The sequence below is a fragment of the Methylobacterium sp. yr668 genome (assembly GCF_900116245.1).
In the GTDB taxonomy this organism is placed as follows: domain Bacteria; phylum Pseudomonadota; class Alphaproteobacteria; order Rhizobiales; family Beijerinckiaceae; genus Methylobacterium.
In genome coordinates, this window is sequence record NZ_FOZY01000014.1 from 53,932 (window position 1) to 66,377 (window position 12,446).

Annotated in this window: 12 protein-coding genes; 5 read left to right on the plus strand and 7 right to left on the minus strand. The window is 72.6% G+C overall.

The annotated features are described in order from the left end of the window. Window positions 1–4: 4 nt before the first annotated feature. The 3 genes from BM419_RS18080 to BM419_RS18090 are packed head-to-tail and all read right to left on the minus strand — an operon-like array spanning window position 5 to window position 2,645. A complete protein-coding gene (locus BM419_RS18080) occupies window positions 5–874 on the minus strand; it encodes an IclR family transcriptional regulator (protein ID WP_244491829.1) in 870 nt (289 codons plus the stop codon). Next, complete coding sequence (locus tag BM419_RS18085) at window positions 871–1,608, minus strand: enoyl-CoA hydratase-related protein (protein WP_091927245.1); 738 nt, start codon at window positions 1,606–1,608, stop codon at window positions 871–873. The genes BM419_RS18080 and BM419_RS18085 overlap by 4 nt, the downstream gene beginning before the upstream one ends. Beyond that, window positions 1,605–2,645 (minus strand): NAD(P)H-dependent flavin oxidoreductase, encoded by a 1,041-nt coding sequence (locus BM419_RS18090; RefSeq protein ID WP_091927246.1) that lies wholly within the window; start codon window positions 2,643–2,645, stop codon window positions 1,605–1,607. The genes BM419_RS18085 and BM419_RS18090 overlap by 4 nt, the downstream gene beginning before the upstream one ends. 336 nt (window positions 2,646–2,981) lie before the next feature. Here BM419_RS18090 and BM419_RS18095 point away from each other — a divergent pair, with 336 nt between their 5' ends. The 4 genes from BM419_RS18095 to BM419_RS18110 all read left to right on the plus strand — a co-directional run bounded on the left by BM419_RS18095 (window position 2,982) and on the right by BM419_RS18110 (window position 8,683). Next, window positions 2,982–5,051, plus strand: a complete 2,070-nt coding sequence (locus tag BM419_RS18095) for a 3-hydroxyacyl-CoA dehydrogenase NAD-binding domain-containing protein (RefSeq protein WP_091927247.1) — start codon at window positions 2,982–2,984, stop codon at window positions 5,049–5,051. Between the two features lie 14 nt (window positions 5,052–5,065). Continuing rightward, window positions 5,066–6,253 carry an acetyl-CoA C-acyltransferase gene (locus BM419_RS18100; protein WP_091927248.1) on the plus strand — a complete coding sequence of 396 codons (1,188 nt, stop codon included), beginning with the start codon at window positions 5,066–5,068 and terminating at the stop codon, window positions 6,251–6,253. A 4-nt stretch (window positions 6,254–6,257) separates the two neighbouring features. Continuing rightward, on the plus strand, window positions 6,258–7,454 hold the full coding sequence (locus tag BM419_RS18105; RefSeq protein ID WP_091682218.1) for an acyl-CoA dehydrogenase family protein: 1,197 nt from the start codon (window positions 6,258–6,260) through the stop codon (window positions 7,452–7,454). A 74-nt stretch (window positions 7,455–7,528) separates the two neighbouring features. Beyond that, window positions 7,529–8,683, plus strand: coding sequence for an acyl-CoA dehydrogenase family protein (locus BM419_RS18110; RefSeq protein WP_020092401.1), 1,155 nt, complete (start codon window positions 7,529–7,531; stop codon window positions 8,681–8,683). A 108-nt stretch (window positions 8,684–8,791) separates the two neighbouring features. On the opposite strand, the gene BM419_RS18115 is transcribed toward BM419_RS18110, so the two are convergent. The 4 genes from BM419_RS18115 to BM419_RS18130 all read right to left on the minus strand — a co-directional run bounded on the left by BM419_RS18115 (window position 8,792) and on the right by BM419_RS18130 (window position 11,945). Next, a complete protein-coding gene (locus BM419_RS18115; RefSeq protein ID WP_020092402.1) occupies window positions 8,792–9,664 on the minus strand; it encodes a tetratricopeptide repeat protein in 873 nt (290 codons plus the stop codon). Window positions 9,665–9,996: 332 nt separating this feature from the next. Continuing rightward, on the minus strand, window positions 9,997–11,109 hold the full coding sequence (locus tag BM419_RS18120; protein ID WP_091927249.1) for a 5-(carboxyamino)imidazole ribonucleotide synthase: 1,113 nt from the start codon (window positions 11,107–11,109) through the stop codon (window positions 9,997–9,999). Then, window positions 11,106–11,606 carry a 5-(carboxyamino)imidazole ribonucleotide mutase gene (gene purE, locus BM419_RS18125; RefSeq protein WP_020092404.1) on the minus strand — a complete coding sequence of 167 codons (501 nt, stop codon included), beginning with the start codon at window positions 11,604–11,606 and terminating at the stop codon, window positions 11,106–11,108. The genes BM419_RS18120 and purE overlap by 4 nt, the downstream gene beginning before the upstream one ends. A 78-nt stretch (window positions 11,607–11,684) precedes the next feature. Beyond that, window positions 11,685–11,945 (minus strand): YdcH family protein, encoded by a 261-nt coding sequence (locus BM419_RS18130; RefSeq protein WP_081636461.1) that lies wholly within the window; start codon window positions 11,943–11,945, stop codon window positions 11,685–11,687. 131 nt (window positions 11,946–12,076) lie between these two features. Here BM419_RS18130 and BM419_RS18135 point away from each other — a divergent pair, with 131 nt between their 5' ends. Then, on the plus strand, window positions 12,077–12,259 hold the full coding sequence (locus BM419_RS18135; RefSeq protein WP_012318068.1) for a YdcH family protein: 183 nt from the start codon (window positions 12,077–12,079) through the stop codon (window positions 12,257–12,259). The last annotated feature ends 187 nt before the right edge of the window (window positions 12,260–12,446 follow it).

Sequence of the window (12,446 nt, forward strand, 5' to 3'; positions counted from 1 at the left end):
GTCCTCAGGCTCCCATGACGCCGTCGAGGCTGCGCACGGCGTCGATCAGTCTCGGGCGCGCCACCTCCAGGAGGAAGCGCGCGTCGGTGATGACGGTGGGGGCACCGCAATTGACCGACATGGGCGGCAGTCCGCCGCCGGGATGGAACCCCACCGCGATGGCGCAGACCGTCTCCTGCCACTCGCCGAACGAGGTGCAGCAGCCGAGTTCCCGGTGCTCCTCCACCGCGCGGTCGAGGCCGGCGCGCAGCACCGGCCAGGCCACGGGATCCAGCGCCTTCAGGTCCTCGTAGATGCCCGCGCGCTCCCGGTCCGGGCAGACCGCCACGTAGGCGCGGCCCATGGCGCTGCGGGCCAGCGAGATGCGCGAGCCGGTGTCGAGGTTGAGCGAGATCGCCGCCGGGCCGCGCTGGCAGTCGACGTAGCGCATGCTGAGCCGGTCCCGCACCCCGAGGCCGACCGAGGCGTTGGCCGCCTCCGCGACCGCGCGCAGCACCGGCCGGGCGATGGCGCGGACGTCGAGGCCGCCCAGGGCGGCCGAGCTCAGCGCGATGGTGGCGGTGCCGAGCCGGTAGCGGCCGAGTTCGGGCATGTGCTGCAGGTAGCCGAGCTTGGTCAGCGTGTAGGTCAGCCGCGACACGGTGGAGCGCGGCAGGCCGCAGGCCTCCGCGATGTCGTGGTTGGCGAGGCTCGTGCGCCCCGGGCCGAAGCAGGCGAGCACCGACAGCCCCCGGGCCAGGGCCGTGACGAAGTGCCGGTCCTCCTTCGCGCCGGCGCCGGCCGCGTCGGGCTCGGCCGTGTCGGGCTCGGCCGTGTCGAGCCCGATGTCGGATCCGGCGCGCGGGCCGGCCTCCACCTCCATCCGCCCGCTCATCGGCGCAGGAACGCCGCGAAGGCCGCCTGCGCCGCCGGACCGCGGCGGAGAGCGTGGAAGACCTCCGCCTCGGCGTCGAGCGCGCGGGCGACGCTGTCGTCGTGGCCGCGCCGCAGCGCCTGCTTGGTGGCGGCGATCGAGACCCGGGGCAGGGCGGCGAGCGCGCGCGCCTTGGCGAGCGCGGTCTCCAGGGCCGTCCCGGCCGGGACGGCGGCGTTGATCAGGCCGGCCGCGGCGGCGTCCGCGGCCGTGAAGGGCTCGCCGAGCATCAGCAGCTCGGCGGCGCGCTTCGATCCCGCCACCAGGGGCAGCAGGTAGCTCGACCCGCCCTCCGGGCTGAGGCCCAGGGCCGTGAAGGGCAGGCGGAATCGCGCCCCGTCCCCCGCGTAGGCGAGGTCGCAGTGGAGCAGCAGCGTCGTGCCGATGCCGACCGCGTGGCCCTCCACGGCGGCCACGACCGGGAGCGGGCAGGCGCGCAGGGCCTTGAGGAAGGTGAGACCGGGACTGTCGCCCCCGGTCTCGACGTCCTGGAAATCCTTGAGATCGTTGCCGGCGGTGAAGCAGCCGCCCGCGCCGGTGAGGACCAGGGCGCGCACCTCCGCGTCCCGTCCCGCGGCCTCCAGGGCGTCGGTCAGGCCCGCGTAGGTCGCCCGGTCGAGGGCGTTGCGCCGCTCCGGCCGGTCGATCGTGACGAGCCGGATCCCGGGCTCCGGATCGGCGAGGCGGACGCTCACGGAACGGCCCCGCCGTCGCGGTCTGCGGCGAAATCCGCGGCGTAGTCCGCGGAGCTGCCGGCCGTCCGCGCCCGCGCCGCCGCGTATTCCCGGGCGAGCCGGGCGACGAGGTCGGCGGTCGCCGGCGCGTCCGCGATGGTGCCGACACCCTGGCCGGCACCCCAGACGTCGCGCCACGCCTTCACGCTGGCGCTGCCGAAGTTCATCGCGGTCTTGTCGCGCACCGGCAGGGCCTCGGGATCGAGCCCGGCGGCGCGGATGCTCGGCGTCAGGTAGTTGCCCGGAACGCCGGTGAAGTAGGGGGTGTAGAGGATGTCGGCGGCCGCGCTGCCGGCGATCATGTCCTTGTAGGCCGCCGCCGCGTTCGCCTCCCGGGTGGCGATGAAGCGGGTGCCCATGTAGGCGAGGTCGGCGCCCATGGCCTGGGCCGCCAGGATCGCGGAGCCCGAGGTGATCGCCCCCGACAGGATCAGCGGCCCGTCGTAGAACCGCCGGATCTCGCCCACCAGGGCGAAGGGGCTCAGTGTCCCCGCGTGCCCGCCCGCCCCGGCGCAGACCAGGATCAGCCCGTCGACGCCGGCCTCCAGCGCCTTCTCGGCGTGGCGGACATTGGTGACGTCGTGGAACACCACCCCGCCATAGGCGTGGACCGGGCGGATCACCGCGTCCGGCGCCCGCAGGGAGGTGATGATGATCGGCACACGGTGCCGCACGCAGGCCTCGACATCCTGCGCCAGCCGGTCGTTGGAGGCGTGGACGATCTGGTTCACCGCGAACGGCGCGATCTTCCGCGACGGGTCGGCGGCGCGGGCCTCCGCGAGCGTCTGCGTGATCCGCGCGAGCCACGCGTCGAGGAGTTCGGCCGGCCGGGCATTCAGCGCGGGGAAGGAGCCGACGACCCCGGACAGGCACTGGGCGATGACCAGCTCCGGGCCGGAGACGATGAACATCGGGGCGCAGATCACCGGCAGGGCGAGCCGGCCGCGCAGGATCTCGGGCAGGCGCCCGCCCGGGTCGCGCTCGGGACCGTCGCTCACCGCCCGCTCCCCGCTGCCGGAACCCGCGCCGGACAGGCGCCCCCGGGCCGCTCGCCCCGATCCTTGCCGCGCACCGCGATCCTCCCCGTGCCTCCGGCGGCCCGGCCTTCGCGCGCCGGGCGGCGTCCGCAACCGAGTCTCGTTCAGGGCCGTTGTGATGGCATGGCCCCGGGCCGCGGGTCAAACGGCCGAGGCGACGCTTTTCTGCACTGCAGAACAGTTGGCTGCACCCCGATGACAGACCTTGCCCGTCCTTGACGCTGGCGGGCACTCGGACCAACATCCCGCCGAAATGCAGACACTTATTCTGCACTGCAGAACAACAGGGAGTATCGGGTGGTTCGTCAGGAGGTCGACGGCGGCGTGGCCGTGCTCACGCTCGCCAACCCGCCGGTCAACGCGCTGGGCGCCGCGCTGCGGGCGGCCCTCGACGAGGCCCTGACGAACGCCATCGCGGACGCGTCGGTCCGGGCCGTCGTCCTGGCCGCGGAGGGCAAGGTGTTCGTCGGCGGCGCCGACATCGGCGAGTTCGGCAAGCCGCAGCGCCCGCCGAGCCTGCCGGACATCCTGGACCGGCTCGACGCCAGCACGAAGCCGGTGGTGGCGGCGATCGGCGGCGCGGCCCTCGGCGGCGGCCTGGAGCTGGCGATGGCCTGCCACGGCCGCGTCGCGGCCCCGTCGGCCCGGATCGGCCTGCCGGAGATCAAGCTCGGGATCATCCCGGGGGCGGGGGGCACGCAGCGCCTGCCGCGCCTGATCGGGCCCGACGCCGCCTTCCCGATGATGCTCACCGGCGAGCCGGTCTCCGCCGAGACGGCGGCGGCGCTGGGCATCGTGGACGCCGTGGTGCTCGGCGACCTCGTCGCGGAGGCGCGCACCCGCGCCCTGGAACTCGCCGATTCCGGCGCCCTGCCACGCGCGCGCGATCGGTCCGAGACGCTGACGCCGGAGGCGCGGGAAAAATTCGAGGCGCAGGCCGCCGAGGCGGTGAAGCGCGATCCCGACGCCACCAACGTCCACGCCCTGGCGCGGGCGGTCCGCGCGGGCTTGGAGCAGGATTTCGATGCCGCCGTGGCGGTGGAGCGGGCAGAGTTCCGCACCCTGGTGGAGGATCCGCGCTCGAAGGCCCTGCGCTACGCCTTCTTCGCCGAGCGCGAGGCCGGCCGGGTGCCCGGCCTGCCGAAGGACACGCCCCGCCGCGCCGTCCGTACGGCCGCGGTGATCGGCGCCGGCACGATGGGCGGCGGCATCGCCATGTGCTTCGCCAATGCCGGGATCCCCGTGACGGTGATCGAGACGGAAGAGGGCGCCCTAGCGCGCGGCCTCGACCGGGTGAGGGGGCTCTACGCCGGCTCGGCCAAGCGCGGCTCGATCACCGAGGCCCAGCGCGACGAGCGGGTCGGCCGGATCACGGGGGCGCTCGGCCTGGAGAACGCCGGGGAGGCCGACATCGTCGTCGAGGCGGCCTTCGAGGACATGGGCGTCAAGCGCGAGATCTTCACCAAACTCGACCAGGTCGCCAAGCTCGGCGCGATCCTGGCCACCAACACCTCCTACCTCGACGTGAACGCCATCGCGGCGGTGACGGGCCGGCCGCAGGACGTGCTCGGCCTGCACTTCTTCAGCCCGGCCAACGTCATGCGCCTCGTCGAGGTGGTCCGGGCCGAGAAGACCTCGCCGGACGTGCTGGCCACCGCCCTCGACCTGGGCAAGCGCCTCAACAAGCTGCCGGTGACGGTGGGGGTCTGCTTCGGCTTCGTGGGCAACCGCATGCTGGAGCGCCGCAGCCGGGCCGGCGAGCGGCTGCTGCTCGAGGGCGCGCTGCCGCACGAGGTCGACGCGGCGGTGACCGGCTTCGGCTTCCGGATGGGCCCCTTCGCCATGAGCGACCTCGCGGGGCTCGATATCGGCTGGCGCTCGCGCAAGGATTTCGGCGGCCGGGCGCCGGTGGCGGACTCGCTCGCCGAGCAGGGCCGGTTCGGCCAGAAGACCGGCCGCGGCTTCTATCTCTACCCGGACGGCGCCCGCGCCGGCACGCGCGACCCGGAGGTGGAGGCGCTGATCGCGCGCGTCGCCGCCGAGCACGGCGTCGCGCGCCGCAGCTTCACGGCCGACGAGATCGTCGCGCGGCTCATGTACCCGATGGTCAACGAGGGCGCGCGGATCCTGGAGGAGGGCATCGCGGCTCGGCCCGGCGACATCGATACGATCTGGATCAACGGCTACAATTGGCCCGCCTGGCGCGGCGGCCCGATGCACTGGGCCGACACGGTCGGATTGAAGACCGTCGCCGAAGCCTTGTCGCGCTTCGCGGCCGAGACCGGCGACGACAGCCAGGAGCCGGCGCCGCTCCTGAAGAAGCTCGCCGCCGAGGGCGGCAGCTTCGCCGGCCTGAAGAACGCCTGAGCGGGAGAGCGATCATGACCGACGCGGTGATCGTCTCGACCGCCCGCACGCCCATCGGCAAGGCGCATCGCGGCGCGCTGAACCTCACCCGCGGCGCCGACCTCGCGGCCCACGCGATCCGCGGCGCCCTGGACCGGGCGCGCCTGGAGCCCGCGGCCGTCGAGGAGGTGGTGCTCGGCTGCGGCTATCCCGAGAACGCCACGGGCGGCAACGTCGCCCGCCACGCGGCGCTGGTGGCGGGGATCCCGGTCGAGTCGGCCGGCGTCACGGTCTCGCGCTTCTGCGCCTCGGGCCTGGAGGCGATCGCCAGCGCGGCGCGCCGGATCATCCTCGACGGCGTGCCGGTGGCGGTGGCGGGCGGCGTCGAGTCGATCAGCCTCGTCCAGCCGAAGGTCCAGCGGGAGCTGACCCGCAACGCGTGGCTGGAGGCGCATCTGCCGGCGATCTACATGCCGATGATCGAGACCGCCGACATCGTGGCGGAGCGCTATCGGATCTCCCGGGAGGCGCAGGACCACTTCGCCCTGGAGAGCCAGCGACGGACCGCGGCGGCGCAGGAACGCGGGCTGTTCGACGACGAGATCGTCCCGATGAGCGCCGTCATGGCGGTGACCGACAAGGCCACCGGCGAGACCCGGGAGGTCGAGACCCGGCTCGCCAAGGACGAGGGCAACCGGCCGGACACGACTCTGGAGGGTCTCGCCAAGCTCAAGCCCGTGCGCGGGGAGGGGGCCTTCATCACGGCGGGCAATGCCAGCCAGCTCTCGGACGGGGCCTCGGCCAGCGTGCTGATGTCGGCCGACGAGGCGGCGCGGCGCGGCCTCGAACCGCTCGGCACCTTCCGAGGCTTCGCCTCGGCGGGCTGCGGGCCGGACGAGATGGGCATCGGCCCGGTCTTCGCGGTGCCGCGGCTCCTCGAGCGCCAGGGCCTGCGCGTCTCCGACATCGACCTGTGGGAGCTGAACGAGGCCTTCGCGTCCCAGTCGGTCTACTGCCGCGACACGCTCGGGATCGACCCCGAGAAGGTCAACGTCAACGGCGGCGCCATCGCGGTCGGCCACCCGTTCGGCATGTCGGGGGCGCGGCTTGTCGGCCACGCCCTGCTGGAGGGCCGCCGCCGCGGCGCGCGCTACGCCGTCGTGACCATGTGCGTCGCCGGCGGCCAGGGCTGCGCCGGCCTGTTCGAGATCGCCCGGAGCTGAGCCGATGGACCTGCGCTTCACCGACGACGAGATCGCGTTCCGCGACGAGGTCCGGACCTTCTGCAGGACGGAAATCCCGGCGGAGATCCGGAAGAAGGTCTCGGAGGGGCGCAGTCTCTCGAAGGAGGACTACGTCACGAGCCAGCGAATCCTCAACGCCAAGGGCTGGGCGGTGCCGCACTGGCCGCAGGAATGGGGAGGCCGGGACTGGACCCCGATCCAGCGCTACATCTACACCGAGGAGCTGTTCCAGGCGGCGGTGCCGCTGCCCCAGCAATTCAACTGCTACATGTTCGGCCCGGTGCTGGCGACCTTCGGGCGGCAGGACCAGAAGGCGCGCTTCCTGCCGCGCGCCGCCAACCTCGACGACTGGTGGTGCCAGGGCTTCTCCGAGCCCGGCGCCGGCTCGGACCTCGCCTCGCTGAAAACCAGGGCGGTGCGCGACGGCGACCACTACGTCGTGGACGGCCAGAAGACCTGGACGACGCTCGGCCAGCACGCCGACTGGATCTTCTGCCTGGTGCGCACCGATTTCGAGGCCAAGAAGCAGCGCGGCATCTCCTTCCTGCTCATCGACATGACGACGCCCGGGATCACCGTGCGGCCGATCCTGACGCTGGAGGGGCGGCACGAGGTCAACGAGGTCTTCTTCGATTCCGTCCGCGTGCCCGTCGAGAACCTCGTCGGCGAGGAGAACCGGGGCTGGGACTACGCGAAATTCCTGCTCGCCAACGAGCGCACCGGCATCGCCCGGATCGGGCTGACCAAGGAGCGGATCGCCCGCATCAAGCGGCTGGCCCGCGAGATGCCGGCCGGGTCCGGCACGATGTGGGACGATCCCGCCTTCCGCGCCCGCGTCGCGGAGGTCGAGGTCGAGCTGAAGGCCCTGGAGATCACCCAGATGCGGGTGGCGGCCAAGCAGGGAAGGGCGGATTCGGTGGAGCCGGACCCGGCCTCCTCGCTCCTCAAGATCCGCGGCTCGCAGCTCCAGCAGGCGGCGACAGAATTGCTGGTGGAGCTCGCCGGGCCCTTCGCCCTGGCGGCGCCCGCGCGCGGGGCCGGGGCCAACAACCTGCCCGGCGGCTTCGACTGGGTCGACGCGGCGGCGCCGAGCTACTTCAACAACCGCAAGGTCTCGATCTACGGCGGCTCGAACGAGATCCAGCACAACGTCATCGCCAAGGGCATCCTGGGGTTGTGAGCGGTCGCCTCGCCCCGACCTCCCCCTCATCCTGAGGTTCCGGGCGCCTCCGACGATTTCCGCGAGGGAACACCATGGATTTCGACCTGAACGAGGACCAGTCGCTCCTGCGCGACAGCGTCGAGCGGCTGGCCGCCGACCTCTACCCGTCGCTGGAGAGCCGGCAGGCGCGCCTCAAGGCGCCCCTCGGCTTCCCCGAGGACGGCTGGGCGGCCTTCGCGGAACTCGGCGTCGCCGGCCTGCCCTTCTCCGAGGACGAGGGCGGCCTCGGCGGCGGCCCGGTCGAGACCATGCTGGTCATGGAGGCGGTGGGCCGCAACCTCGTGGTCGAGCCCCTGCTCGCGAGCCTCGTGCTGGGCTCGACGGCCCTGCGGCTCGGCGGCAGCGCCGCGCAGCGGGAGCGCCTCGTCCCGGGGCTCGTCGCCGGCGACCTCCGCCTGACCCTCGCCCACACCGAGCGCCAGTCCCGCTACGACCTCGCCGACGTGGCGACGACCGCCCGTCGCAGCGGCGACGGCTACGTGCTGAGCGGGGCGAAGAGCGTCGTGCCCAATGCCGACGCGGCCGGCCTGATGGTGGTCTCGGCCCGCGTCTCGGGCGAGCGGCGCGACCCGAGCGGGATCGGCCTGTTCCTCGTCCCGACCGACGCGGCGGGCGTCGCCATCGAGGCCTACCCGACCCAAGACGGCGGCCGGGCCGCCGAGGTGTCCTTCTCCGACGCGACGCTCCCGGCCGACGCCGCGCTCGGCGACCCGGAGGGCGGCCTGCCGCTCCTGGAGCGGGTGGTGGAACACGGGATCGCGGCGCTCGCCGCCGAGGCGGTCGGCTCCATGGACGCGCTCCACAAGCTCACGGTGGAGTACCTCAAGACCCGCAAGCAGTTCGGCGTCAGCGTCGGCTCGTTCCAGGCGCTGCAGCACCGCGCCGTCGACATGCTGATCCAGCTTGAGCAGGCCCGCTCCATGGCGCTCTACGCCGCCATGATGGTGGACACGCCGGACGCGGGGGCGCGGGCCGCGGCCCTCTCGGCCGTGAAGGTGCAGATCAACAAGGCCTGCCGCTACGTCGGCCAGGAGGCGGTGCAGCTCCACGGCGGCATCGGCATGACGCTCGAGTATATCGGCGCCCACCACTTCAAGCGGCTCGCCATGATCGAGTACCAGCTCGGCGACACCGCCCACCACCTGCGCCGGATCACGCAGGACGAGAACGGCCTGCTGGCGGCGTAGTTCGCCTCAGGCGCTGGCACCGTCTCCGCGCGCGGAGCGGAGCGATCCGGCGGCGGAACGTGTCGCGCTGCCCTTCGTCGCTCCGCTCCGCGCGCGATGACGGAGCGATCAGTTGAACAGCGTGCCGACACCGCCCTGAACGCGGCCGAGGCCGGCCCGCGCGACGGTGTTGTTGGGGTCGATCGTCGAGGCGCGCTGGTAGTTCTCCATCGCCTCCTTGCGCTGGCCCTGCTTCTCGTAGGCGAGGCCCCGATAGGCCCAGGAGGTGGCGTCCTTGGCGTTCACGTTGAGCGCGGCGTTGTAGTCCTCGATCGCCTTCGCGTACTGGTTGGTCGCGATCAGGCTCTGGCCGCGGGCCGCGTAGGGCGCGGCCACGAACGGGTCGCGGTCGATGGCGGCGTCGAAATCGGCGATCGCCTGGGTGTCCTGGCCCTGCTTCTGCTTCACGAGGCCGCGGGCATGGTACGCCTGCGCGGATTCGGGGCTCAGGCGGATCGCGACGTTGAGGTCGTTCAGCGCCTGGTCGAGGTTGCCCTGCGCGCGCTCGACATTGGCCCGGCCGATATAGGCCGGCCCGTAATTCGGATCGATACCGATCGCCTTGGAAAAGTCCTGCAGCGCCGGGCCGTCGCGGCCGATCTGGCGGTTCGCCAGGGCGCGATTGTTGTAGGCGGAGGCGGAGTTCGGATCGAGCTGGATCGCCTTGGTGAAGTCGCCGATGGCGTCGTTGAACTGGCCGGCGCGGGCGTAGGCGGCGCCGCGGGTGTTGTAGGCAGCCGCGTCGTTCGGGTTGCGCTGCACGACCTCGGTCAGGGAGGCGATGTTGACGTTCGTGGCGCCGGTCGTGTCCTTCTCCAGGACCGCGTATTGCCGCGGACCGGCCGCGCTGCCGACGGTCTCGCAGCCCGCGAGGCCGGCAGCCGAGACCAAGGCCGCGCCGATCAGTGCCGTCTTCCGTCCCAGCCGGTTGCGTACGTTCATTGCCCCACTCTCCCCGAGGCGTCGCCCGCTCCGCGCGCGCCCGCCCCGCCCCTCACAGTCCAAGAGCCCGCGCCGAGCGCCGGGCACGCCCGAGTTCGGGGCACCGTCGCGCATCACGGTGAAGGCCGGCTTAAGAAGCGCCGCGTCGTGATCCGGCCCCCGCCGGTCCCGGCGGGACCAAGCGGTGCGGGCGGGTTCGAGCGACAGCATACGGAACCGACCACACTGTCGTGGAAGCGGCGGGATGTGGCGAAGGTATGGCTCGACCGTTCCGCGGGGCCGCGGACGGCCCTCCGGCGATCACGCGGCGACGCGGGTGTGCCCTCGAAGCCTCAGGATCCGGTCGGACCCGGCCCGAGGCGCGTGACGTGGCCCATCTTGCGGCCGAGGCGCGCCTCGCCCTTGCCGTACAGGTGCAGGTGGGCGCCGGGCTCGGCCAGCAGGGCGTGCCAGTCGTCCGCCTGGGCGCCGATCAGGTTGCGCATCTCGACGGGCAGACCGCCGACCCGGCCCGCATCGCCCAGGGGCCAGCCGCAGACGGCGCGGACGTGCTGGGCGAATTGCGAGGTCAGCGCGCCCTCGCTGGTCCAGTGGCCGGAATTGTGGACCCGGGGCGCGATCTCGTTGACCACGAGCCGCTCCGCCCCGTCCTCGCGGACGAGGAACATCTCCACCGCGAGCACGCCGACATAGTCGAGGGCGTCGGCGATCCGCCGGGCGATCTCGACGGCGGCGCGGCCCGTCTCGGCGGACACGCCGGGCGCCGGCACCCGGGTCAGCGCGAGGATGTGGTCGCGGTGCTCGTTCTCGCAGAGATCGTAGGCCGCGAAGCTGCCGTCGCGCCCGCGCGCGCCCACCACCGAGACCTCGCGCTCGAACGGCACGAAGCCCTCCAGGATCAGCGGCGCGCCGCCGAACTCGGCGAACAGGGCGTTGCGGTCGCCCTCGGCCCGCTCGCGGAGCATGCGCTGCCCCTTGCCGTCGTAGCCGAAGCGGCGGGTCTTGAGCACGGCCGGCAGGCCGATCACCTCGATCGCCCGGTCGAGGTCGTCGGGCGTGTCCACCGCCCGGAACGGCGCCGTCGGAATGCCCAGGCCGTTGATGAACTCCTTCTCGGAGAGCCGGTCCTGCGTGGTCGAGAGCGCGCGCGCGTTCGGGTGCAGGGCGGCGTGCCGGGCGAGGACGTCGGCGGTGGCGTGCGGGATGTTCTCGAACTCGTAGGTCACGACGTCGACGCCGCGGGCGAAATCCGCCAGCGCCGAGGCGTCGTCGTAGGCCGCGCAGGTGGTCCGGGCGGCCACGTCGAAGGCGGGGCTGTCCGCGTCGGGCGCGTAGACATGCGCCTTGAGGCCGTAATCGGCCGCCGCGAGCGCGATCATGCGCCCGAGCTGGCCCCCACCGACGATGCCGAGGATGGAGCCGGGGCCGAGGATCTTGTCCGTCACGCGTTCTCTTCCGTCACCGGCCGTTCGGCCACCGAGGCGCTCTGGGCCGCGCGCCACGCCTCCAGGCGCTCCGCCAAGTCCGGGTCGGTCAGCGCCAGGACGGCGGCGGCGAGCAGGGCCGCGTTCACCGCCCCGGCCCGGCCGATCGCCAGGGTCCCCACCGGGATGCCGGCCGGCATCTGGACGATGGAGAGCAGGCTGTCCTGGCCGGAGAGGGCCTTCGACTCCACCGGCACGCCGAAGACCGGCAGGCGGGTCATCGCGGCCGCCATGCCGGGCAGGTGCGCGGCGCCGCCCGCACCGGCGATCACCACCTTGAGGCCAGCTGCGACCGCGCCCTTGGCGAAGGCGACGAGCCGGTCCGGCGTGCGGTGGGCCGACACGATGCGCGCGTCGTACGGTACGCCGAGCGCGTCGAGCGTCTCGGCGGCATGACGCATGGTCGCCCAGTCGGACTGGCTGCCCATGATGATCGCGACCGGAGGAGGCGACGCCATCGTTGATCCCGGCAAAAGAGGGCGCTTACAGGCGGCGCGGGCCCGCGGCAAGGCGGGGCCGGAGGGCGTCCACCGGCATCAGGCGATGATGTCCGGCGTGAGCGCGTCCTCGATGTGATAGATGCGGTCGCGCAGCGTGAGCTTGCGCTTCTTCAGGCGCTGGATCTGGAGCTGGTCCCCGGCGACGCTGCGCTCCAGCGCCTCGATGGCGCTGTCGAGATCCCGGTGCTCCTCGCGCAGCCGCGCCAGTTCGCCCAGGAGGTCCGACTGCGCACCCTCACCCGCCTCGTCCGCCATCGTCACCTGAGAACCCGAAGACCGTTCGTCGCCCGAGAGCATGCGTCACGCTCCGGCGCCGGACAAGGCGGCGCGGTAAGCAATCATCAGACTTAGCAGCAGAAAACGCTTCGACAGGTCCGGCATCCTGTGCCAATCTCGTTGTGTCGAAACGATGACAGGAGATTCGACTCATGTCGCTGCAGACGCATCTGAACCAACTCGCCCGGAAGCACGAAGCCCTCGAGCGCGAGATTCAGGAAGCGATCCACAGACCTTCGGCGAACGACCTCCACATCGCCGAGCTGAAGCGACGGAAACTCCTCCTCAAGGACGAGATCAACAAGCTTCAGGCGGGCAACGACACGTTGCACTGACGCCTGAGACGTCCAATCCGATAGCGAATTCACGCTGACGACCGCCGCATCGGGAGCCCCGGTGCGGCGGTTTTCTCATGGGGGGCACCGAGCCGCGGCCGTCACGCCCGTGGCCACTCCCTCCCGTGGCCACTCCCGTGCGCGCGAGAATGGGCTACTCTGCGACCCGCCGCCGGAGAGCGGTCCG